General features: G+C 61.5%; 13 protein-coding genes and 3 pseudogenes. 5 read left to right on the forward strand and 11 right to left on the reverse strand.

The window, feature by feature from the left end:
- Positions 1-62: 62 nt before the first annotated feature.
- The 4 genes and pseudogenes from EN786_RS15895 to EN786_RS38270 all read right to left on the reverse strand — a co-directional run.
- On the reverse strand, positions 63-3,584 hold the full coding sequence (locus EN786_RS15895; protein ID WP_245454737.1) for a Ulp1 family isopeptidase: 3,522 nt from the start codon (positions 3,582-3,584) through the stop codon (positions 63-65).
- Positions 3,585-4,417: 833 nt separating this feature from the next.
- On the reverse strand, positions 4,418-6,724 hold the full coding sequence (locus tag EN786_RS15900; protein ID WP_126080685.1) for a S9 family peptidase: 2,307 nt from the start codon (positions 6,722-6,724) through the stop codon (positions 4,418-4,420).
- 515 nt (positions 6,725-7,239) lie between these two features.
- Positions 7,240-8,163, reverse strand: a pseudogene (fni, locus tag EN786_RS15905) (type 2 isopentenyl-diphosphate Delta-isomerase); the annotation flags it as partial.
- Positions 8,152-8,391, reverse strand: a pseudogene (locus tag EN786_RS38270) (hypothetical protein); the annotation flags it as partial. The pseudogenes EN786_RS38270 and fni, both read right to left, overlap by 12 nt.
- Positions 8,392-8,702: 311 nt before the next feature.
- Between EN786_RS38270 and EN786_RS15910 the strand changes: the two are divergent.
- Genes EN786_RS15910 through EN786_RS15925 form a run of 4 tightly spaced genes read left to right on the forward strand, consistent with a single transcriptional unit; the run spans position 8,703 to position 11,627 of the window.
- Complete coding sequence (locus tag EN786_RS15910) at positions 8,703-8,999, forward strand: DUF2604 domain-containing protein (RefSeq protein WP_126057779.1); 297 nt, start codon at positions 8,703-8,705, stop codon at positions 8,997-8,999.
- Positions 8,992-9,609, forward strand: coding sequence for a putative metal-binding protein (locus EN786_RS15915; RefSeq protein ID WP_126057778.1), 618 nt, complete (start codon positions 8,992-8,994; stop codon positions 9,607-9,609). Before EN786_RS15910 ends, EN786_RS15915 begins: the two co-directional genes overlap by 8 nt.
- Complete coding sequence (locus tag EN786_RS15920) at positions 9,606-10,094, forward strand: Mov34/MPN/PAD-1 family protein (RefSeq protein ID WP_126057777.1); 489 nt, start codon at positions 9,606-9,608, stop codon at positions 10,092-10,094. The genes EN786_RS15915 and EN786_RS15920 overlap by 4 nt, the downstream gene beginning before the upstream one ends.
- 3 nt (positions 10,095-10,097) lie before the next feature.
- On the forward strand, positions 10,098-11,627 hold the full coding sequence (locus EN786_RS15925; RefSeq protein WP_126057776.1) for an E2 ligase fold family C protein: 1,530 nt from the start codon (positions 10,098-10,100) through the stop codon (positions 11,625-11,627).
- Positions 11,628-11,859: 232 nt separating this feature from the next.
- On the opposite strand, the pseudogene EN786_RS15930 reads toward EN786_RS15925, so the two are convergent.
- The 7 genes and pseudogenes from EN786_RS15930 to EN786_RS15960 all read right to left on the reverse strand — a co-directional run bounded on the left by EN786_RS15930 (position 11,860) and on the right by EN786_RS15960 (position 19,827).
- A pseudogene (locus EN786_RS15930) lies at positions 11,860-14,328 on the reverse strand (S8 family peptidase).
- Positions 14,329-14,345: 17 nt separating this feature from the next.
- Positions 14,346-15,332 (reverse strand): ATP-binding protein, encoded by a 987-nt coding sequence (locus tag EN786_RS15935; RefSeq protein ID WP_126057775.1) that lies wholly within the window; start codon positions 15,330-15,332, stop codon positions 14,346-14,348.
- 355 nt (positions 15,333-15,687) lie between these two features.
- A complete protein-coding gene (gene rlxS / locus EN786_RS15940; RefSeq protein ID WP_024505648.1) occupies positions 15,688-17,658 on the reverse strand; it encodes a relaxase/mobilization nuclease RlxS in 1,971 nt (656 codons plus the stop codon).
- A 178-nt stretch (positions 17,659-17,836) separates the two neighbouring features.
- Positions 17,837-18,520 (reverse strand): lytic transglycosylase domain-containing protein, encoded by a 684-nt coding sequence (locus tag EN786_RS15945; protein ID WP_024505647.1) that lies wholly within the window; start codon positions 18,518-18,520, stop codon positions 17,837-17,839.
- On the reverse strand, positions 18,508-18,984 hold the full coding sequence (locus EN786_RS15950) for a S26 family signal peptidase (protein ID WP_245455338.1): 477 nt from the start codon (positions 18,982-18,984) through the stop codon (positions 18,508-18,510). The genes EN786_RS15945 and EN786_RS15950 overlap by 13 nt, the downstream gene beginning before the upstream one ends.
- Positions 18,985-19,052: 68 nt before the next feature.
- Complete coding sequence (locus EN786_RS15955) at positions 19,053-19,322, reverse strand: helix-turn-helix domain-containing protein (protein WP_024505645.1); 270 nt, start codon at positions 19,320-19,322, stop codon at positions 19,053-19,055.
- Between the two features lie 181 nt (positions 19,323-19,503).
- Entirely contained in the window at positions 19,504-19,827 is a 324-nt protein-coding gene (locus EN786_RS15960) for a DUF736 domain-containing protein (RefSeq protein WP_024505644.1), read from the reverse strand.
- A 1,010-nt stretch (positions 19,828-20,837) separates the two neighbouring features.
- On the opposite strand from EN786_RS15960, the gene EN786_RS15965 reads away from it, so the two are divergent.
- The gene (locus EN786_RS15965) at positions 20,838-21,185 is read left to right on the forward strand and encodes a hypothetical protein (RefSeq protein WP_063169239.1); all 348 of its coding nucleotides are present in this window, start codon (positions 20,838-20,840) and stop codon (positions 21,183-21,185) included.
- Positions 21,186-21,206 lie beyond the last annotated feature (21 nt).

Genomic DNA, 21,206 nt, shown 5'->3' on the forward strand with positions numbered 1-21,206 from the left:
TCCTCTCCATTCACCCTGAGGCCCGGCGCCGCCGACAGTTGCGTGACCGCTCCTCCGCAAAGTTATCTTCTGCGTTCAGGGAGCCAGGGCGCCTGGGCTGGCTGATGAACACCGTCCGCTCGCGCATGTGGGGTCGAATTGATTTGTGCCCAAGTGGAGGCAGGCTCATCATTCAACAGTTGCCGCAGTTCCCCTGGCTCGAACGCCATCATTGGTGGGGAGGCAGGCTCGTCTTCCAACAGTTGCCGCAGTTCCCCTGGCTCGAACGCCATCATCGGTGGGGAAGCGGGTTCATCCTCCAACAGCTGCCGCAGTTCCCCTGGCTCGAACGCCATCATCGGTGGGGAAGCGGGTTCATCCTCCAACAGCTGCCGCAGTTCCCCTGGCTCGAACGCCATCATTGGTGGGGAGGCAGGCTCGTCCTCCAACAGTTGCCGCAGTTCCCCTGACTCGAACGCCATCATTGGTGGGGAGGCAGGCTCGTCTTCCAACAGTTGCCGCAGTTCCCCTGACTCGAACGCCATCATTGGTGGGGAGTCAGGCTCGTCTTCCAACAGTTGCCGCAGTTCCCCTGGCTCGAATGCCATCATCGGTGGGGAGGCGGGTTCATCCTCCAGCAGCTGCCGCGGCTCTTCCTCGTGCGGCAAGCGCCTCCTTAGCCGGTCTTGCAGCGCCTGCCGATCGGCAACGAGGTTGTCGAGGGGCAGCGGCTCGTGGTCTGGCCGCTGCCCTTTCACCAATCGTTCAACCAGCGCCCACGTGCCCTCCAGGACAAATACGCCGCAATCATAATGGTTCGTCTGTCTGGCCATGGGGGCTGGCGCCAAGGTAGCATTCAGCAGTCCTGCGAGCTGTTTTGCAGGCACGTCGTTATATCCCTCTCGCTGGAGGGAGTCGTAGTGATAGGCGAACCGCCTTTCGGGGTCGCGGCGATCAACGAGCAGCAGCGACCAATGGGTGCCGGGGCTAGTAGCCGTGCCATTATTCACTGGCAAGAACAGGAAGTCGGCTGTGGCGTTGTTTTGATTATAGATGGACTGCAATATGCCTCGAGCGTCTTGCGGCGACGTGTGTCGCAGTAGATGGGATACGGAAGGATCCACCAGCCGAGTCCGGGCAGCGAGCGCCGGATTGATCCCCTGCAGTTGCCGCTCCAGCAAATTGTAATCTCTCTGGACATGGGCGTCGCTCAGCCATTCGGCGGCGCCGAGCACCCGCCCCGTTGCAACGTTGGACGGGGCTGTCGGATCGAGCGCCCCGATCTGAGCCCCAGAGGAACTGGTCGTCAGTGTGGTCACATCAACCAGTGGAAGGCCGCGGTAGGTGCCTGGCAGCTTAGCGGTTGCTGGCGAGGCGGGTTGGGGAGCTCTTGCCGGTGCCGCTGGCCCAGCTTCAGCAGCGGCCCCAACGCGCCTGGTGACTGCGTCTGCCGGATGAGCAGCAAGGACAGTTTCGCGCCCGAGCACAATGCGCGGCAGGATATCCCGGAGGTGAGCCAATGCAGAACCGATACTTAGTCTATTACCATAGGAGACAGCCTTGAAGCTCTCAACATCTTTATCCAGCGATTTGTCGTGAATCCGAGCGGCAATCCCAGGCTTGTTATTTTGACGCAGATACTGGCTAAAATGTCTAAGAAAATTTGTATAGCCGCCCACGGTATCTGGATTCCGTCCGGTCGCAGGCGCTGCCAGGTACTCCTTGGTCGAAGCGGCTCTGTAATCTCTAATGAGCTCGGCATCGTCAGGATAGGGGATCACGAGAGGGCGACCCATAATCGGGGCTCCGCTTGTCGACTTCTTGAGGTAACGCAGTGCGCCAGCCACGGTGGAGGAACCACCCGTACTCTCGTACTCCTTGAGATCCTGATCCAGCGACGAATGGTAAAGCCGAGCAGCAAACCCTGGCTTGTTGTTTTGAAGGAGCCACCGACTAAAGCCGAAAAGAGAATTTACATTGAAAGTGACCGTGTTCGCGCTGGCCTTACCCGCGTGGAATGCTGCCCTCAGCCCTTCGATAGCGGTCGCATCGTTGGAATAGACAGGACGCTTGTCGGAACCGTTGGGGACTACAATTGGACGATCCGGCTGCACTGTCGAGGACATCGAACCACCACCTCCGGGATGCGGTGCTGGGGTGGATTCGTGTTCATCCCTCTGCCTGACGAGCTGCGCCTCAGATTCCGGTGTAGCCACCTTATGAGGATCCTGCATCGGTTCGATCCCCTCCATCTCCTGCTGCAACCAAGCCAAAGCTTGGCGAGCGGCGGCTTCATCAACCGCGGAGGATGTCTCCACACCTCTGGCGGACGCCGGCAGAGCCTGCTCCGCCCGCCGTCGAAAGAGCTCTGGCGAGGCGGATTTCTCCGCCCACAATCTGGGCTGCGTAGCGAGTCCCCGTCCAGATTTATGTGGCACCGCCTCGCTTGGCAGCGGGCTGCTCCTGTCCCGTGCAGCTACCAGCCCCTCCGGGGCGCCCTGGTCGCCGTGGCGCCAGTTCAAGTGAGGGACGGCCTCTCCAAAGTCGGGTGCTTGGTGTTGGTGCGCGGTTGGGGCGAGAGACAACGGTAGATCGGTGCCCTCCTTATAACCTACCGGCAGGAGCTCCTCTGGCCAATCGAATCCCTGCTGTGGTGCGGTATGCTGAGCAGCGTCGCCACGGGGACGAGCCTCCATGCTGACCGCGTTTTCCAGATGACTCCCGAGTATAACGCGCGGCGGGTGCTTGCGGATATAAACCAGTGCAGATTCGATCGGAGCTCCACGAGTAGAGGAGGCGGCCTTGTAGCTCTCAACATCTTTATCCAGCGATTCATCGTAAATCCGGCCCGCAATCCCGAGCTTGTCATTTTGACGTAGGTAATGACTGAAATGGTTAAGAGCAGTTGCGTAGCCGCTCGCGGATCTGAAATGTCTAGTGAGCGCGGCGTCGTCAGGATGGGGGTTCAGGACAGCGCGACCCACAATCGGGGCGGCTCCGCCTATCGGCTTCATCAGTTGACGCAGTGCGCCAGCCACTGTGGAGGAACCACCCCTACTCTCGTACTCCTCGAGATCCTGGCTCAGCGACGGATGGTAAAGCCGAGCAGCAAACCCTGGCTTTTTGTTTTGAAAGAGCCAACGACTAAAGCCGAAAAGAGAATTTGCGCTGCGAGTGACCGTGTCCGGCCTGGCTTTACCCGCAAGGAGTGCAGACTTCAGCCCTTCGATGGCGGTGGCATCGTTGGAATAAACAGGACGCTTGTCGGCACCGTCGGGGGCCACAATTGGACGATCCGGCTGCACTGTCGAGGGCATCGACCCATCGAGATGCGGCGCTGGGGTGTATTCGTGCTCATCCCCCTGCATCGCGAGCTGCGCCTCCCGTTCCGATGTACCCACCTGATGGGCAGGGAGTTGCATCATCGCGCGAGCGCCTGAGTCACCAACCTGACCTGGTTGCCGCTCAGTGACAGCATGCTGCAGATTGCTTTGGATCCTCTGCCTCTTCGTTGGTCTCAACTCACCTTTGCCATGCGAGCCATTGACGAGGACATCCTCGCCTGGTGCACTCATCAACTCATCCGCCGCCTGCAATTCGCCCAAGTGCTGCTCAAAACCGGCTTGGCCGGCTTGTCCGCTTGCTCGTGCGGTACGGCGTGCTGCACCTGCAGCCAAGCTGCTACGATGAATGTCCAGTTTGTACGGGTGCACGCTAGCCTCACTTCCACAGATCACATGAGCAACCTACTCAGGCAAGCTTTCGAAAGGCTGACGAGGTCCGCCGCCGCGGAAGGCGAAGGCTGGTTTTCTGCTCAGCGGTTGACGGCCTAGCGTGTTGCGGCCGCGCCGGGTATCACGCCAATCAATCTGAATAGTCGATGCGTCAAACGAACCAGGATAGGATTTTCGTAGCGGGGCTGCTCTACTCACTCTTGTCCTGAGGTAGAATTCAACCATATCGCCGAGCAACTGGATGCCGATTGGATACCCGATCCGGAAAGCTTCAGCTCATATGTGACGCGAGGATGAGAATCGTGGCAGCTCCAGACCGACGGGCTGCCACCCACAGCGGCGATGACCGACGAGGGTCTTCTATTGCCAAGGTAATCGTCCGTTCGGGGACCTATGTGTTCCTATGCTCGTCGAGCGGATCGGGTGGGCCGCACCGCCGTAGCGTTACGGCGAGCGGAAGCGGCGTTGGGTGCGGCTTTTCCCCTGAACGCTTCACACCAGGCTGATAGGGGATCTTGCAATCGCACACACGCGGTCTGCAGGCGTGCCTATCAAGCAGTTTGCTCAGACCAACGTCGCGGCGAGCCTATCCTCAATACGCAGCGCAAGTCCTAGACTCCACGATCGTCCTTCGGTGCAGATTTGCTCGCGCCTCGCCCTGATTACAGCCGATAAGGCGAGCTAACAATTGCAAGAGCCACAAGCTACTCCAGCTCGATCGGTTTGCTGTTCCAGTCGGGCGGGGTCTGACCGAGAATGTTGCGAACGAAGAAGTCTAGGAGTTTGCGCTCGGTGTAGGTGCCTAGAGTATGGTGATTGGCACCAGGAACGTAGACAATGTCAAAATCTTTTCCTGCCTTGATGAGTCGATCGGCAAGCTGGAACGAGCAAAACGGATCGACATTATCATCCATTTCGCCGACCGCGATCATCAGCTTGCCCTGCAGCCTGTGAGCATTGTCAACGGCGGAGGATTGCGAATATTCAATGCCGACCGGCCACCCCATCCACAGTTCATTCCACCAGGTCTTGTCTATCCTGTTGTCGAAGCAGCCGTTTTTGGCGACGGCGACCTTGTAGAAATCGGGGTGAAAGAGCAGCGCGCTGACTGCACTCTGGCCGCCGGCGGATGCGCCAAAAATGCCGACGTTGGATATGTCGTACCATGGATATTGCGCGGCCGCCGCCTTGTGCCACAGAATGCGATCGGGAAATCCTGCGTCCTTCAGATTCTTCCAAGCAACATCATGGAAGGCGCGGGAGCGGTTGTTGGTGCCCATGCCGTCGATCTGAGCAACGACGAAGCCCAGCTGCGTGAGCGGCTCTGTCCACCGCGAGAAGGATTTTGGGACGAAGGAGCCGTGGGGTCCAGCATAGATATTCTCCACAACCGGGTATTTCTTCGTCGGGTCGAAGTTGGCTGGCAGGTGGAGCACACCCCAGATGTCAGTTTTGCCGTCGCGCCCCTTGGAATGGAAACTGAGCGGCGGCTGCCAGCCTGCGGCGACGAGCTCGGAAATGTCGGCCGTCTCGATCTGCTGGAGCTTGGCATTGTCGCTGGCGCGGTAGAGTGCCATGCGCGGGGGCAGATCGATGCGTGACCAGAGATCGACATAATAGCGCCTGTCAGGCGAGAACTCGATATGGTGGTTGGCCGGTTCGGGCGTCAGTGCAGTCAGTCCCTTGCCGTCAAAGCCGATGCGGTAAGCATGGACCCAATAGGGGTCCTCCTGCGAGTTCATCCCGCTCGCCTCGAACCAGATCTGACGCTTCACCGGATCGACATGGTTGACCCTCCGGACGACCCACTCACCTCGGGTGATCTGGTTTTCGAGCGCGCCTGTCCGGCCGTTGAAAAGATACAAATGCTCATACCCGTCGCGCTCTGATGCCCAGATGATCTCCTTCCCGTCATCGACATCGTAACGGAAGATTTTTCCGGCATCCTCCTGGCCATGCCCCAGCGGCAAATAATCCACGAATGTCTCGCTGGTCTCATCGATCAGGGAGCGCCCGCGGCCCGAGGCGGCGTCTACCTCGACCAAGCGATAGAGCTGATGCCCGCGCTGGTTATATTCGAAAGTGAAGCCGCGGCTGTCCGCCCACCACCGGAGAGGGGAAAGTTCGAAGACGTTCGAGAAGAGGGCACCGTCAATCACGATCTGGCGCCGGCCGGCAATGTCGAACAGGACTGGTTGGGGCAGCGGAAGGACATCGCCCGGCCTGGGATAGAATATTGTTGAATATTCCCGCTCCAACTGGTCCGTCGATGAATTGAGGTAGCGGACCTCTCGCCTATAGCCGGGGCGAACAAGGTAAGCGGCGAGGTGGCGCGAGTCCGGCGACCAGCTCAGCGTCGAAAAGACGTAGCAATTGCCTTCGGCTCCGTCCCGGCTCAGAGGAACATCCTGCAATCCGTCCTCGCTGCGCAGGAAAACGTTGCAGTTCTTGATATAGGCGATCCATTTGCCGTCGGGCGACGCGTTGCTCTTGTCGGGGTTGTTCTCCGCTGGCGGCGTGTAGCGGTGGCTGAGCTCCCTACGGTCCCCTTTCCTTGCATCGAATGTGGTGCTGGTACAGTCATAGCTTGCAAGGTCGCAGCTCCACCGGGTGTCTTCAATCTGGAAGTCGAGCCTGCGACCATCCTCACTCAGTTCGAAACGGTCGAACGGAAGATTGCCGGCTTGATAGCTCTCATGGCTCACCTTGTTTAGCGCTGCCGCCAGACGCGCCTGATCGAAAGCGGGCCGCTTGAAACCCGTGGCAGCATCGACCTGCATGAACTGCTGCTCGCCGTGGCTAGTCCGGCGGTAGACGAAGGCTTCACCCCCGGTCAGCCAGAAAGGCATTTTGGGGACATTGACAGTGAGCCCGCCATATCGATCGTTGATCGTAAGTGCGCGCTTGAAATCGGCCGGCGCTAGCGTCGGGTGTAAACTTTTCGAACCCTTGGCCAGCGTCTGAGTTGCCGATCGCCATGCCGCGCGCGTCAAAGCGCCGATCCTGGACATACCTGTTCACTTCTTTCGGTTTTCGGAATGCTAATTTTGAAGTTGGGTTCTCGTCGCCGGTCTGCAGCAGCGCCGAGCGTCGCCTTGGAGGAGAGCCAGCACGCGGGTGCAGCCAGGCACGCGCAACAGGGGCGCTCCTTGGACATCCAGGCACTGGTTCGGGTGCCGATTGAAGAGTTGGCGTCCGTCGCCGAAACAACCAGGAAAGAGCGTCCATGCAGCCCTGACGCGACTAGTTCCCCGCGAGTATGGCCGCTTGCTTTTCTGCATCATCTGAAAGGTCCTGCTCTAGTCGGGCCGGATGTCACCCCGGCAGATTGTGCTATTTCGACAATCTCCGAGCGATTGCCGCCGGCCCATGACGAGGTTTACCGATAGGGCGCAATATGCGTGCCAAAGGAAAAGCGGTTTAATACACGGCAATCCGCCTATGTCGCATCCCCAACATCGTCGCACACCGGACAATGCCGGACGATATTGTCCCGGGGCGTCAAATTGGTTTGATGGTGACCCAACAACTGGCGGATGACGATCTCGAAATGCGCGACAACGGCCTCGGTGGACACTGTCGCCGCGCCCAGCACGCTGGCCGCCTGCCCGGCGATGTCCGCGCCCAGGCGGATGGCCTTGGCCACGTCGACGCCATCGCGGATCCCGCCCGACGCGATCAGCTTCACCGTTGGCAGCGCCCGACGCACCGCCTGCACGCTGGTCAGGGTGGGAATCCCCCAATTGGCGAATGACATCGCCACTGCACGGTCGGCGGCATTGCGGGCGCGCTCGCCCTCCACTGCGGCCCAACTGGTGCCGCCGGCGCCGGCGACATCGATTACCGCCACGCCCGCCTCGACGAGCGCACAGGCCACCGAGGCGGACAGGCCGCCCCCACTTCCTTGGCCACGATCGGCACGCCCACGATGCGCGCGGCGCCAGCGATCAGCGCCAGGACGCCGCGCCAGTCGCGGTCGCCCTCCCGGCTGTACCGCTTCCTGCAGCGGATTGAGATGGACGATGAGCCCATCGGCCTCCAGCGCGTCCACCGCGCGACGCGCCAGGTCCAGGCCGTCGGCCTCCCGCAGTTGCGCGGCGCCGATATTGGCCAGCAAGGGAATGTCTGGCGCCAGGCGGCGCAGCGCGCGCGTTAGCCCCTGGGAGTTACGGGATTGCAGGCTCACACGCTGCGAACCGCACATGGCGATCCGCAAGGCTTGCGCTGCCTCGCTCAAATGCCGGTTGATGGCCTCGGCCCGTGGCATGCCGCCGGCCATAGAGCTGATCAGCAGCGGCGCGCGCATAGCCTTGCCCAGCAGCGAGGCGCGCAGGTCGATCTGCGTCAGGTCCAACTCGGGCAGTGCGCAGTGTTCGAAATGGATGTACTCCCAGCCAGCGGCCACCGTGGCCGGCGCCGTTCGCCGATCCAGCACCAGCGAAGCGCGCAGCTGAGCGCAGCCCTCGAATCCGGAGAGAACGCACGGTACGCCGTGCCCCAGCGCCTGCTCCACGGCGGCGAGCTGCTCCGGCGCGATCAGGCCAACGTCGTTGCAATCGTCTAGCCAGAACAGCAGCGCCAGTTCGCGATAGAACGCCACGATCAGCGTTTCGTTCTGCGGATCACGGCCGGTGCGGGCGCTGGTGTCGCGCAGGCTCGGGTGAATGCGTTGCAGGATTGGGGGACGCGTGACGCAGTCAAAGCTCCCCTTGCCAAGCACGGAGCAGGCGAGTGAGAGAGCAGATGAATAGGCGTGTCGCCAATATTTTCGCATTGCTATAATCGATTATAGTTGTGAGGAGCAATTTGAGACCATTTACTTGCGGCTCAAGTCACCCATAAAAGAAGGCAAGCACCGATTCGGTAGCTTATCCCCTGTCTTTCGCGTACTCGCGGCCGTGGCGCCGGGTGAACGATTGAAGACCGCCGGTCTCACTCGCAGGTGGGCGCCAGGGCGTGGGACGGTTGGCAAGCCACAGGAGTAGGACAATGTCGAAGGATTCGGGTAAGGGCGATAATCACGGCGGCGGGCCGGGCAAGATCGAGATCACGATGGTGGTGAACGGCCAGCCCACGCAGGTCGAAGCCAATCCCAACCAGCCGCTTCACGTCATTCGTACCAAAGCCCTTGAGAACACGCAGAATGTCGCCCAACCAGCCGAGAATTGGGAATTGAAGGATGAGGCCGGCAACTTGCTCGACGTCGACAAGAAGCTTGGCGATTTCGGTTTCCCGAATACTGTGACCCTGTTCCTCAGCCTGAAGGCGGGCGTCGCAGGTGCCTAAACCCCAAAGTGTGGATCCGGAGGTCTCCCGAGCGAAGTTTGATCGGGAGATCGGCCGGTTCCGGCCATATGCTGATGTCTATCGGGCTCAGGGCTGCTTCTTGATCGAGGCGACCTTTCCGCGCGCTTTCTTCATTTTCGCAAGCCTCAAGTTAAAACCACGGGTGATCAGCGCAGCGAGCGAGGTCGACTTCACCGACTACGACTTAAGACCACCGTCCGTGGTCTTCGTCGATCCGTTTACGCGTCATCCGATTGCCCGGAAAGATCTATACCTGAAAATGCTTAGACGTCCGCCGCTGCCCGGAACGCCGCCGGAGATGATAGGAGCTCTCATCCAGCAGAACGCCGTGCCGCTGACGGACTTCATCCAGGCCAACAGTCCCGAGGACGAACCATTCCTGTGCATGGCGGGCGTCCGGGAATACCACGACAATCCAGCCCATTCAGGTGATCCATGGCTACTTCATCGGGGTTCTGGCGAAGGCTGTTTGGCCTTCATCCTGGACAAGATCATCAAGTACGGAATCATTCCTATAGAGCAGTTGCAGATTCAACTCCCACCGGCAATCGTAGGAATGGTGGTATCCCCTCAGGCGATACAAGAATGACTGGTTTGAGAGATGTAACGATCGTGACTCTCCCGCGCGGCTGCATCTCGACCACGCATGGGCATCTGCGCTCAGTTGGTCGCGAAGGCAATGAGGGGATGGCGCTCTGGGTCGGCGTTCAGCAAGACCGGCACTTTGCCGTAACAGAGACGGTTATCCCGGCGCAGCGTCACATTCGGACAAACGATGGCGTTTGCGTGATCGTTGCGGCCGAAGAACTGCACCGGCTCAATGTCTGGCTCTACAAAAGCGGCCTGAAACTCTTGGCCCAGATTCACAGCCATCCGGGCCGCGCCTACCATTCGACGACGGACGACGCTTATGCGGTTGCTACCACGGTTGGGTGTCTGTCGCTGGTAGTGCCGAATTTCGCCCGCGAGCCTTTCGATTTTGCTCGGGTCGCCGCCTATCGGCTTGACGAAAAGGCCAAATGGAATGCGCTCCCTCCCGCGGCACTGTCGCGAATGATCATGATATCGAGTTGAACAATGGCATTCGCTAACTTCATCGATCGTGCCGCCACGGCGGCATCTCAGGTCCTGGCCGATTTTCATCTGGGAGACTTCAAAGCAGCTCTTGAAAAGCAGGTCGTGGCAGTCGCCTTCGACCATCAGGCCGCTTCCTGCGCCGAAGGCCAGGCGACACTAGATCTTGCGGTGAGATTGCTCGCTAGGCTCTACCCGGTTCTGGCGATACTCCCGCTGGACAGCGCGGCGAGCTCTCAAGCCCAAGCGCTGGAGCGCTTGGCAAAGTCGATCAATCCAAAAGTCGGCATCCGGCGTTCCGGCAAGTCTGCCACCGTCTGCGTCGTTGCAGGGGTAACGCGCCCATCACTCCGGTGCCCGATCTTTTTCGTGGGATCGGACGGTTGGGCGGCAAAGCTGTCGCGTACGGACCCGGTGGGCTCTGGCCCAAGTCTGCTGCCTTTTGGAGCTGGCGCCGCCAGTTGCTTCGGCGCCGCCAACGTCTTTCGAACTATCTTCGCCGCCCAGTTGACCGGCGCCGAGTTGGACGAAACCATCGACCTCTCGCTATGCAGCTACGACAAGACCAAAGCCGGGGAGGCTGGCCCGATCGACTTCCCAGTCGACCTTGGCGAAACCCACCTCGTTGGGCTCGGTGCGATAGGCCATGGCTCGCTTTGGGCGCTAGCGAGACAACCCGATCTCAAGGGTCGTCTGCATGTAATCGATCACGAAGCGATCGAACTCTCAAACCTGCAGCGCTACGCATTGGCCGGCCAGGCGGAGATTGGTATGTCCAAGGCGGTTCTTGCAGCCACCGCCCTTAGATCGACTGGCCTTGAGGTCGAGGCGCACCCTCTGACGTGGGCAGAATATGTTGCGCGCCGGGGCAATTGGGTCTTAGACCAAGTGGGTGTGGCGCTTGACACCGCCGCCGACCGTCTGGCTGTCCAAGGTGCACTGCCGCGATGGATCGCAAACGCTTGGATGCAGGAGCACGATCTCGGTATCTCCCGGCATGGTTTCGATGACGGCCAGGCTTGCCTTTGTTGCATGTACCTGCCATCCGGAAAATCCAAGGACGAGCACCAGCTGATTGCCGAGGAACTCGGAATACCGGAAGCACACGAGCAGGTGAAAACGCTCCTGCAGACAAATGCCGGAGTTCCCAACGACTTTGTAGTTCGCGTGGCTACAGCGATGGCTGTGCCGTTTGAACCGCTAGCCCCGTTTGTCGGCCAGCCCCTGCGCTCCTTTTATCAGCAGGCTATCTGCGGCGGTCTGGTGTTCCAGCTTAGCGAAGGAAGTCGCCGCGTTCGAACTGTGGTTCCGATGGCCTTTCAGTCGGTGCTTGCCGGGATTATGCTTGCCGCGGATTTGGTCAAGCATAGTGCGGGGTTTCCCATGAGCCCGACGACGAGCACTCGGGTGAATCTTCTGCGCCCCCTTGGCTCTCACTTGCACGATCCGAAGGCCAAGGACTCCAGCGGCCGCTGCATCTGTAGCGACGACGATTTCATTGCCGCTTACAGGCGCAAATACGGAGCGCGTTGATCAGGTAAGCGATGTCTCGGCCGCCTAAGCAGACGCGCACCTCTCCGTAGACGCAGGGGGCGCGGCTTGTGGGCGTGACCATGGGCGCCATTATGACACGCTTGGCCCGCTCCTTTGCCGGCCTATCGTCCTCCGCGCATGATCCCGTGCCGACGTGATGATCCAGCACCAGCCGCCATGGCACCAGAGGCTGGTCAAACCTCCGTTGTTGGCCGGTTTGGACAGTGCTGCATCAGGTCTCGACCGACGTCTCGACAGTCAGGGCTGCTTCGACGGGTGTGAAGATGTCAACATCGACCCCAGGCGCCCGAATCGTCACAATCAGGGCGTACCGAGCCAGAGCGTCGACGCGTTCCAGGTAAGGCTTCTCCTTCCACCAGCCCCCGACCGGGAACACGCCGATCGCGTCACGCTCGGCGAGATCGGCGGCGCTGCCCGACCAGAAATCGGCGTGCAACGAGCCGCGATCGCGGAAGGTGCCGAGCAGCCACTCTTCTCCGCCTCCAGCAGGCGCCCCTTCCTCCTCGTCCCGAGCGGCCTGATTGATGCGGGCTCGGAATTCGTCGACTGTCTCGGTCGCTGACTTTACTCTGAACCGAAGACCATGGGACGCGTAACGATGCCGGCGGGTCCATCCGCGTTCACCGGGGTTGGGTTCGATGAAATAGGACAGCGTGACGCGGAGCTCGACCTGGGCAGCGCCGAGCGCCGCGAGCTGCTCCTTCGGCCAAGGCAGGCGATGCAGCTTCATGTCACGCGTTTTGGCAGCCGCGCCGCCCTCGCGCTGGAAAGGCTGAAGCTCATCTTCAACGATAAGCGTGAGGTCGTTCACCGTTGACAGAAGCGCGCGCCCAAGATCTGGCACGCCGTAACCATAGCGCCGCACGAGCGCCTGGATCTCGCCCTTCGCTCCGTTGCACGCATCGATGCGTGCGCGCATCGCCGGAGTCCATTCGGCCGAGTGGACGATCAGGGCGCGAACCGATTCAGGCCACAGCTCGGGGCGCGCTGATAGAATTAGTCCCGCCATCCGTGCGGCATGGGCCGTTGCCGCGCTCGTATCTCCGAGGGTGGTGAAGTGGCGCAGTTCGGGTCGACAGAAAGTGGTCAATATCTGCAGATCGTCGATCGGCTCGCCGGGCAACACACCGTCATGGGCGAGATTGCCGCCTTCGAAGACGACCTCGGGCTTCACCGGCCACTGCCTGTCCCAAACGACCGAAGTGCGACTGCGCGGCGAGAGCTCGCCGACCGGCGCGATCGGAGCGTAGCCCGAAAAGTCGGTGTCAATGATATCGACCTTTTCTGTGAAAGCGCCGACCGTCAGCGCATTCCAGGCCTGAGAAGGATCATCGACTGCTTCCAGATCGTTGCGCGTCAAATGCTCGGCCGGCATGAGGTCATCGCCGATGTTGCCGGCAGAGAGAACGATCAAGCGTCGCTGTTCCTCTTCGAAACAGAGTTGGTCGATAGCGGCAGACCACGATGTGGGCCTTCCACGCGCCGGACTGGCGCTTGTCACAGCCATTGCGATCGCGCGGCGGCGCTCCGGCGCCTGCACCTCGGCGCGGGCGATCGCTTCCGCGGTGATCGCGCCATAGAGTTCTGGATCGTTTGCCTCGTCTTCTGGCGGAAGGATACGAACACTCTCCAGCCGAAAGGGCAATGGAACTGGATCGCCTCCGACCAGGAGCGGGACCAGATCACCGTACAGGCCGACACCTGCCATTCGCGTCCCGTGGCCGCTCCACGCAGGTGTGTCGTCGCTGCCCCATGCCGGTTTGACGGTGTGCCAGTCTTAAACGGCAAGTGCGGGTTCGATCAACGGGTGGGTGCGACGCACGCCGCTGTCGAGAATGCAGACCGCAATATCGGATTGAGGCGGTCTGACGCGCCCGAGAAGCTCGTCGCTCCAGTCCCTTTGCTCCGCGCCGCCAAGGCCCAGGAAGAAGGACGGCGTATCCTTCGCGCGCCGCAGCTCGGCGACGACATCGCTGTGCGCAATCATGCGGTCGAGCATTGCCGTGCTGGCGAGGGCCAGCATGACCACCCGCTCCGGAAACCTAACCGCATGCGTGCGCAAAGTGATGTTCAGGGCTTCGGCAATGTGCTCGAAGTTCTCGCGGCGACCGTCGCGCAGCCAGACTTCCCACCACACCTGCTCGTCAGCGGCCTGGGGGAAGAGGTCGTCGTGGTCGGTAAACAACGATCGTGCAGTCGCCAGCCTGACTGTCTCCATGCGGGAGACGAGCGGCTCGTTGCGCGGTCTGCCGCGGTCAGTATCAACGTCTCGATACGCCTCGACTTTCCGCAAATAATAGGCTTGCGCGCTTTGCGGCAGGAACACCGACGCTGTGATGGGAGCACCGGGTTGAGTTGGCTCATGGACGGCGACCAGCTCCATGTGCTGGCGACGATCGGCCAACTGGTCGAGGGCCGCCCGTCCGGACATGGGCAGATCGATCGCGAGGTAAAAGCCAGGCGTGCCGACCGACAGCTGGGGGTCACGCGCCGCAATCTGCTGGCGTGCACTTTCGACCGCTTGTTCGATGGATTGCGTCAAGGCCGCAGCATGCGACGCCCGATCACGCGCCGGCAGCGGCGGTGCATGTATAAGTTGGTTGGGCCGCCGATAGGCTTCCCGAATGCCGTTGTTGCGAAGGTGGATATGGGCGCGGTCGCGCGGAAAATCGTCTGCCATTATGATCTGTGCTGTCGCTACTCAAACAGCGACGCCTGCCGGCGTTCCTTCAGAGCGTCGATGAGCGCTTCCGAGGTGATCCGCTTCCCCCCCCGCAATATGATGGTTTTTGCAGCGTCGTCGGCCGCGCGCGTGATCTCGGCCTGCGACAGTCTCTCTGCCTGAGAGATCGCCTCGTTCCAGGCAAGCCCTCTGGTGTCGAAGCGGTCGAGTCGAGCCCGAAGCAGCGCCTCTATAATCGGCCGATCGGGCACGGCGTATTCGATGACATCGTCGAAACGGCGGAACAAAGCTCTGTCGAGCAGCTCGGGATGATTTGTTGCCGCAATAATCAGGCTGTGGCTGTCGTCTTGCTCGAGAAACTGCAGAAACGAATTCAGCACGCGCCGAATCTCGCCAACATCCTGGCGTTCGCCTCGACGCGCGCCGATGGCATCGAATTCGTCAAAGAAGTAGACGCCCCGCGTCGCCTGCATTGCATCAAAAACAAGCCGCAGCTTTCCGGCAGTCTCTCCCATGAACTTGGTGATCAAACCATCGAGGACGATCGTGAAAAGGGGCAGATGAAGCTCCCCGGCCAATGCCGATGCGGTCATCGTCTTGCCTGATCCTGGCGGGCCGACCAGAAGCAGTTTGCGACGGGGAACAAGCCCGTGCTCGCGCAAGCTTGCTTGTTGGCGCTGCTCTCCCAGCACGCGGTGCAGGCGCGAGCGCAGACTGTCCGGCAAAATCATGTCGGTCAGTCGCAGGTCCGGATAGCGCACATGCAGGAGCCCTGCGAGCTCGCCCTTTGGCTGAAAAAGGGGAACCGGCCGACTGCTCTTGACAATCCGGGCGTCCCTGCTCTTGGCTGCGTCGACCAGATCCTTGAGCTCCTGAGCAAGCTTACCATGGCCTTGACGTGCCTCATGCGCAGCAAGCTGCATCGCGATAGAGAGGAAACGATCCTCGTCGCCGGCAATGTGGCTTTTAAGCAGCGTCACGATATGGCGGGCCGTGGTCATGGCTCTCTTCTGGGGTATCCGTTTACTTGGCGAAGCGCATGCAACCTAAACGCTTTCAACGGCGATTTGTATCGCGCAATGGTGTTTTTTCTCTTGTCGATGTTCGCCCGTGGCAACTTCAGCGGTGAACTGTTGCGCCGCGGTCATAGGCCAGCCGGAATAACGCCGGCCAGCAGACAACAGTCCGCATCTTCGAGCGCTCGAAGTCTGGCCACTCACGCAGCGTGTCGGGTCCGAACGCTCCAAAGCCGCCCCGCCTGGCAGGTCCATGCGACCGATTGCGGGCGTGCGGCCATAAGGTCTACGCGGGCTCGCATGGCTGCCCGCGCCGCTGGCTAAAAAGCTGTACACCATCTCACGAAACACCAGGTCCGCTCCTTTGCCGGCCGACGGTCCATGAAATCCCCTCCCCACTTACGACACCGGAGACCTCCTTGCCCACATGGCGCTCAAGCACCGGCCGCCATGGCACCAGCGTGAACTCGCGCGACTTTTCAACGACGGCATATTTTCCGCTGGCAAGCTCGACGGAGCGGCGGAGCGTACCCTCTACTCGTCCTCCGGATCGCGCTTCGGCATAGGGCAGGCCAAGTTCCTCCGACAGTTGGCCAGCAACACGGTTCAGTTCTCGCTGGCGCAGGATCGAAAGCATGTTGGCTCGATAGACGATCCCATCCTGTTCTTTATGCGCGAGGCCTTGCGCGATCAGCCACTGCCGCCGGCGAGCTTGCGCCTCTCTCACGTCGCGGCCGAAGCCGGATCCGTGCAAAGGCTCGGGTCTATCGGCAACCAGCTCCCGGTCGAGCCAGGTGGCGCCGTTGAAGCTGACCTGTCGCTCCAGCGCCATTGAGGAGAGCTTGTCGGCAACGACAGGCTCGGCCCTGGCCCGCTGGCCCTCATAATTCGCGACGCGATCGAGATGGTCCGGCGCGATGAGCCAGGTGCCGTTCGGCTCTCGCTCGACGCCGCCGGTCGCGCGGCGGATCGCCTCCAGCCGCCGCACATGCGTTCGCGCAAAGCTCTCGGTGGCGGATGGGTCATGCTTCAGGTGCATATCGACGTCGTAACGGCCGCCATGCGCGGCGGCGATTTCGGCGATGGTACGATCGACCTGCCTCGGCTCGGTGTTCCTTGGCGCGACACGCACGATGCAGCCATTAGGCATCGTTTCCATCGCCTCGCCTCTACCGATGTTGATCCAATGGCTCTTACCGTCGACGGCGTCGACGATCATGTAATGGCGGTCATTGATCTCGTCGGCCAGTCCACGCGCGACAACGCGACCGACGAGAGACTGGACGGGCTCGCCGGATCGATCGTGGATCACCCAGTCGGCGGCCCTGCGGGCAAGCCCCTTGCCGGTCAGTTCGCGGTGCATGGTCTTGATGATGTCGCCGCGTTCGCCGGTGCGGCGCAGCGTGGCTTCGAGCTCATCGTCGAGGCGCCAGGAGCCAGCGCCGACCTCCGCGGCCAGACCCATCCGCTCGAGCTTGCGCAGCCGTCCCTGGTGCAGCGTCTGGCGAATGGCGTCGGGACCGCCCGGCGAGACCAGGCCGTCATCATCACGCATGCTGAGCAGCCGACGGTCGATGCTGGTGAAGCGTTCCTGCTCCATTTCCCGGCGCAGGCGAAGCTCAATCTCGCGGTCGGTTCGCGGACCGAGATCGAGGCTGACCAGCTCGGCCGCCCGCTCGCGGATGCCAGATGAGATATATTCGCGCGCGATGACCAGGTTCTCGCCACGGTCGTCCCTGCCACGGACGATGATGTGGCTGTGCGGGTGGCCGGTGTTGAAATGATCGACCGCGACCCAGTCGAGCTTCGTGCCGAGGTCTTCCTGCATCTGCGCCATGAGCCGCCGCGTCAGCGCCTTGAGGTCGTCGTACTCGATGCCGTCTTCGGCAGCGACGATGAAGCGGAACTGATGGCGGTCGCCGTCCGCGCGATCGATGAACGCCTTGCCGTCGACGCGGCCGCTGTCGGCGCCGTAGAGCTCGCCAGGTTCACCTTCGCGGGTGACCCCGTCGCGCTGAAGATAGCGTAGATGGGCACGCGCCCCGTCCGCGCCCTTGCCGGCGAGCTTGACGACCCGCGCCTTGACGATCACCCGGCGCTGGCGGAAGGCGGCATACCGGTCGCGCGATTTCAGCAGTGCGGCGGCCGCCCCGCCGCGCCCTGTCCGGCTTCCTGTGAAGCGACCACCGCGTTGCGGCCGGCCGCCAGCCCGGTTGATCGCCGCACGAACCTGGCCGGCATAGCGTTTGCCGGCCTTCGAGCCGCGCGACCCGATTTTGCCGAGCTTCGGCCTGAACTCGTCATCCTTAATGCGAGCCTCCCAGACATATCAAGCAAAATCAGACACTTACACGTCAAACCCTCTTGGCACCGGCGGCAGCCTCCCGGAAAAACGATGTGCAGACAAAGATTTAACCGCCTCCTGGAGGCGGTACCTTTATCTTGCCTTCCGCGCCCAGCCCCGCCAGACGCGCCCCCGTCCGCCATGGCTAACGCACCGGCTCCTTCGGCTGCGCGCCGTCCTTGCCGAGCGGCACGAAGAGATCGCCGTTTCGCACGCCTGAGTGAACACCGTCATGAATGAAGAACAGCGACCGTCCGAGAGGAGCGATTTGCGCCTTTGGAGCGACAGATTGGCTTTCGAACGCCTCGATGTCGGCCGCCGAAACTCCGGCCGCCTTGAGTTGGTCGAGGTACTCGACGGTCTCTTCTGGCAGCGGTTTGCCACGCTTCAAATGCTCGTCGTAGCGCTCGGGACCGGCATTGTAGGCGCCAAACAGGCCAGGAAATCCGAAGCGGTCATACATGGCACTGAGATAGGCCGTGCCGGCCAGGATATTGTCGCGCGGATCGTGGGGGTTAGGCCCAAGGCCGTGTTCGACCCGCATCTCTTCATAGGTGCCGGGCATCACCTGCATGAGGCCCATGGCGCCAGCGGGGGAGGTGATGGGGCGGCCGCCGCGCATTGTCTTGCCGCCGCTTTCGGCAGCCATGACGGCATAGATCCAGGCTTGGGGAATATGGAAGCGCCGGCTTGCTTCCGATACCAACGTCTGCCACTTTCGCAGCTGCGGACTTTGGGAGATGGCGACCGGCTCAGCGCCGGTCGAGGCGGAACAGGCGCATGGCGCAATGGCGATCATGCCCAACAAGAGGAGGGTCACTCGGTCCATAGTGGTACGAGCCTCCCGATGACATTTTGAGTGGGAACAGGCCCGAAATAGCGGCTGTCGAAGGAGCGGTTTTTGTCGCTGCCGAGCAGGAAAACCTCGTTATCCCCGAGCGCTCGGCAGCCGTTCCACCATGGCAAAGGTCGGCCTTCGGCGTCGATTTTGAGCCGGCGCGCGACGATGTCGCCGCCGATGATGATGGCGTCATTGAAGGCGCAGACATTATCGTCCGGCAGCGCTGCAAGACGTTTTGCCAGCGGCACATTGCGAGGCAGATAGCTGCGCTCGGCGGCGAGATACGCCGCGTATTCAGGCGGGCGCACGAGCACGAGATCGCCACGCGCCAGCGCTCCCGCAGCGATGCGGTAAAGGCCGATCGGCGCGCTGGCCGAGGCGTTCCAGACCAGCCAAGGGGCGGGCTTTCCCAGCGCCGTGAAGCCCAAAAGACCGAGACCGGCCGCGGCCAAGGCGACCGTCTTACGGGCTCGAACACGCCTCAGGCGGCTGCCGATCAGATGGATGGAAGGGCGCCGCCTCATGAACGGCCTCCCGTGCCGCCCTGGCCGGAACCGGCCTTGCCATCGCCGGCGATGGAGTGCTGCGGGTGTCCTTTCGACCAATGGTCGAGTTCGTCGATGTGATAGCGGACATAGCGGCCGTGCTTGCGGAATTTCGGGCCGCCGCCCTTGAGCCGCATCTTTTCGAGCGTGCGCTGGGAGAGCCCGATATAGAAGGCGGCTTGGGCTGTGCTGAGAAACGGGCTGCCCTTTTTCGCGCGGGCCGCGCGTTCGTTTTCGTCGTCCATGATGATCCTCGTTTCGCTTCGGACAAGCGAGGGCGAGGATGGGCGAGGGAGATCGTCTCGGGGACGGGCGAAGAGTCGGGGGAGAGTTTTCGCCGCCCTTTAGGGCGGACGGGGTTTGGGTGGAACTCCTGGGAATGAGCCCCGCGCCGGGGCTGCGGCGCGAGGCTCTTATCTCGGCCGGTCAGTCGGCCGGGTTCCAGATGATGGCGTAGGTGTCGTGATCGTCCTGGCCGGCGGCTCGGCCGAGATTGGCGTAGAGCTTGCGCGGTCCGAACTCCGGCGCTGCAATCGACAGGCTCACATAATCCTTGCCGGAAGTCTCGCCGGTGCGGATCCAGCCAGCGCCGACTTCGACCCCTTGCGTAAGCACCCGGAAGTCGGGATGGTTATCGGCGCTCTTGGCCTGGTTGGGGACGATATCGATGTCGGCGCGGACGCTGAGCGTCTTGAACTGGCCCTTGTAGGCGCCGTTTTCCTGCTTGTTGACGTAACCGATCGCGGTCATTTCGAAGTCTCCTTTTGTGGTTTCGCCGGGGACCATCCCCTGCGATGGCGCACCGTAATGGGCGCGTCAGGACCGCCTGAATCCGACAGGGCCGCAGCGACAGTGAAGGACCCGAGCGGGCAGCTTTTTTGTGAGCGAAGCGGCGCGAGGAAGCCGCCGCAGGCGGCGGGGAAAAAAGCTGATGGCGCGAGGGTTTCGGGCGGCCGGACCCGCCCATAGGTCGACAAGCCAGCCGCAGGGATGGTCCTTGGAGAGAGCATGGAGACCGCTCGCCAAGTGCGGTCTGTCAGCCAAGCAGGACGCCGGGATGAAACGGCCTGCAAAGATGCTGCGCCCTTATGCCGGATCGAGATCGTGCCAGCGGGTCGGGCGCCAGAGCAGACATCCGGCATGGTGCGATCTATGAAAGCAGGGCTCGCCAGCGGGAATTTGATACGCGAGGGGGCCAAAGTAAGGCTGGATGAGAAGCCGGTGCTACCTGCAGGTCCAGTGTCATGTGGCGGCGCTCGGGAAACCGCTACGCAATGTAACGCGCTCTTATGAGGCGAACAGACCGGCCCCAAAACCGATCGACCGGTGGTCGGCGCGAAACGCGTCATGCCTGTCCGAAAGCTGACAGTGGCAGAAGACGCATGTCGGGTTCCGCACAATTGACCATGCTGGATTTGTGAGGTTTTCAGGGAGAGCCATGCGTTCACTTCCCAGTGAGCTTTGGCACGGCATTTGCTCTTGATGTGGCAACACGGATCGAAGGTTGACTGCATGCACAAGCGCGAGATGAGCAATGCTCTCCTTTCCTGGAGGCTTGGCAGCAGATTCGATTTGACGTTGCGAGGAGCTTCAGCCGCTCGCGGCGGAAGTGATCTCAAATCTGAAGGCACCGTTGGGGCCGCAGCCATCAAACACATCTTTCTCTTTTTCGCAGCTCGTCTTCAACGCGATGCGGACTTCTTCGCGTCGACGGCGGCCGAAGGTGGAGAAGGGGCTCGACTTGCAAAAAGGAGTTGTCAATGACGTCTTACGTTCGCACCAACAGCCCGGCGCAGGTGCGCTCACTGTCCACCTTTGGCAAGCATCTGCAAAGGAGCGTGCTGACGGCGACGCTGCTTGCCGCGGCTTCGACGGGAAGTGAAGCGCAGCCCTATGTTCGTGCTGACGGCAGCACGACTGACGACTTGGAAGCGGCGCGAGCAAGTTGGCGTCATGACGCCGAATTCAATGGAAATGTGGGGCTCGCAGCCATCAACGCGGATGCCGCGTATGCGTTGGGTTCCACCGGGGAGGGGGCCAGAGCTCCTCGCCTGCCCTCGTCCGTCTTGACGAGTGCCCGCTTACAGCCTACCTCACTATCGCGTTAGCACTCGTCCATCGCGAGTGCT

This window comes from Mesorhizobium sp. M4B.F.Ca.ET.143.01.1.1, from assembly GCF_004792275.1.
GTDB lineage: Bacteria > Pseudomonadota > Alphaproteobacteria > Rhizobiales > Rhizobiaceae > Mesorhizobium > Mesorhizobium abyssinicae.